Source organism: Okeania sp. SIO2F4, assembly GCF_010672385.1.
Taxonomy (GTDB): Bacteria; Cyanobacteriota; Cyanobacteriia; order Cyanobacteriales; family Microcoleaceae; genus Trichodesmium.
The window spans coordinates 1-2,616 of the sequence record NZ_JAAHGT010001155.1 but is presented as its reverse complement, the minus strand read 5'-3'; the positions used below and the strand labels follow the sequence as shown (position 1 = coordinate 2,616).

Here is a 2,616-nt window from a genome sequence, read left to right as displayed (position 1 = left end):
GTTGTGACTTGTACGGCGACTGTTAAAAATTAGTGGTTCAAAGTTACAACCTTGATTCGTTCGCCATCAATAGCTCCTATTGTTTATCATCACAAATTTTGAGGCATGAACCACTATTTATTCTTGATGCTGCGGGAGGAATTAAGCAGGAGTTAAATTCTACAGGTCCAGCAGTAGGAATGTTACCCGGTATGAATTTTAAAATTGAAGAAACTGTCTTAGAACCTGGAGAAATATTGTTAGGTTATACGGACGGCGTTCCCGAAGCTCGTAATAGTCAAGCTGAATTTTTCACTAATGAAAAATTACGCTTACTTTTAGAGAAAAAATTTACTTCAGCAGAAGCTTTGCTGGAAGAGGTATCTACCAGTGTTTTGAATCATACTGGTAGTGCTACCCAGTTTGATGATATTACTTTATTATCTGTACAGCGACATGTTTAATCTATAGCAATAAGTACCATTGTAGAGACATTTGTATGGAATGTCTCTACATTATTTTCGGTAAATCTTGAATCTTATTCTATAGTAATTGATTGAGGACCTTCACTTTTGCCATTATTTGCTTCTGTGCTAGAACCATTAGTGGAACTATAACCTGTCTGCTGCTCAAGCCAAGTTTTAACAGGGTCATCATTAAGATTTAGTCGAAGCATACCAGAGAAAAAACCACCGAAGAAGGCAACTGGCTGTTCGAGCAATTCTTTTACAATTGGGGTCAGTTCATCTAAGAACATGGAGTTTTTCCTCTCGCTAATACTACTAATACTATATTTCTAATCAATTGACATCCTCCCAAGGTTGCGCTTGATGGACAACGCGGGATTCCTAACCATTACTGATTAGTGCTTTCTGCTTCTCGCGCACCCGACCTCCTAGATTTACTCTCTTCAGGTCTAAAGGCGCGCTCCTAAAGACTTGCCAGCGCCGCCAAAGGGGGTCTCCCCCATGAACGACTGGCGCTGACACTCCTAGCCCAGCAGCCTAAAATATTTAAACAAAAAACTTTTTGTTGTATGTGTTGAGTTCAAGTATGGAGTGTTCCCAGTGACCATTCCTCTGCCCCGTTCGCGGAGCGTCTCCGAAGGACAATCTACCGATCTTTCTGCGGTGTTACCCAAAATTGGTAATCTTTGTCGGTTAACCTGTCTGTTCGTAGACGTCCAGGCAGGTCAGTAACCAACACCGATTATACCACAAGATTGATTGTTTTTCATCCATCCCCCCTAACCCCCCTTTCACGCGCTATGCTTTATAAACATCTTTCTTAACATAAAACGTAGACAAAAAAGAGAAGTTATGTATAAGTCATTTGAAAGGCTTTTTTCTTAGATTTGTGTATTGAATTAGACATAAAGAAGTGAGAAATGCACCCCAAGATTCTTATACCAATTCCCAAAAACATTGCTATACTTAGGTCGGACTTCAGTTATTAAGTAATTAATACAAGATGAATCACCATGCTTGCTAATAATAGCCCAGTTAATGTTTATTATTCTTATGTTTACTCCTCCCCACACTCCCCACACTTCCCCACATTTGGCAGGTATAGCATTCTTGAGCGAGAAATGGTATTACTCCCCCTCTTCCCCCTCTTCCCCCTCTCCCCACCCTCCCACAAGCTTTTCAGGAGTTCCTTATCAGGGATAGCTTTCACGCGGGGGGATGGAGAGCGCAGGTCTTCAAACAACGTTAAGATAAAATTATTCACTCGTATTATTACATACTCCCACACTAACCTTGCAGTACAGTGTGAGCTTCTCGATTCACAGTCCCGGTATCCCGTCGGACAGGTCTGTGCTTTTTAGTTTACTGTCTATTCATCTCACGCGCTTCTCACAGATTATGGAGTGAGGCTTCTCAACCCTCTAGTTAAGGTATTGATATCCTTAAAATTAAACTAATGAGCACCTAATTTTGTTGACACTACATATAGTATCTTTGCGTAAATCTTGTAATTATTAATTATTAGACATCTCTAGATAAAGAGGGAGTAGGGAGTAGGGAGAAATAATTGATGATTTATGTACGATAATTGATTTTATTTTTTATTATTGGAGATGTCTATTGATTATTTAGTAAACCCACATAGGTTAGGGGGCTTATGCAATACCTAAAACGACGATATACCAATAATTAACTTTTTTTATTCTGACCAAAAAATAAGGTCAATAGCCTTCCCTTTTAACGGTATGAAAAGAATAAACTTCAATATTTCAAGGCTCTAGCTTCATCGGTCGGTACTGTTAACTGATAAGTGATAAATAATAACTTATAACTGAAATTACCGAATAATTAAGGTTTAAAGCCTCTCACTCGCCGTGGAGAAACAAGCGGTCGGCAAGCGGAGCATGAGTAGGATGGGATGGCAAGGAAACCTCACCATATCCAATCTCCCAAGAGAGAAGAAAAAATTTTCATGATTAGTCAATCCTATCCGTTTTCAAGGAGAAGTAATAATTAATAATTAATTATTAATTGTTGAATTGAAGCCCTTCTGCTTTTTACTGTACTAGTACACATTGGCTTAAATAGCACACCCATTACACACTCTTTTAGACATTAATCTTAGCTCTATCCATTCTCTCATAATATGGGTATCTTATTTACGCCGTGC

The 2,616-nt window shown here is 39.0% G+C and carries 2 protein-coding genes; one reads left to right on the top strand and one right to left on the bottom strand.

The window, feature by feature from the left end; genetic code table 11:
• Positions 1-98: 98 nt before the first annotated feature.
• The gene (locus F6K22_RS38275; protein ID WP_293110115.1) at positions 99-443 is read left to right on the top strand and encodes a PP2C family protein-serine/threonine phosphatase; all 345 of its coding nucleotides are present in this window, start codon (positions 99-101) and stop codon (positions 441-443) included.
• Between the two features lie 74 nt (positions 444-517).
• Here F6K22_RS38275 and F6K22_RS38270 read toward each other — a convergent pair whose 3' ends face one another.
• Complete coding sequence (locus F6K22_RS38270) at positions 518-736, bottom strand: ssl0294 family protein (RefSeq protein WP_293110114.1); 219 nt, start codon at positions 734-736, stop codon at positions 518-520.
• Positions 737-2,616: the final 1,880 nt, after the last annotated feature.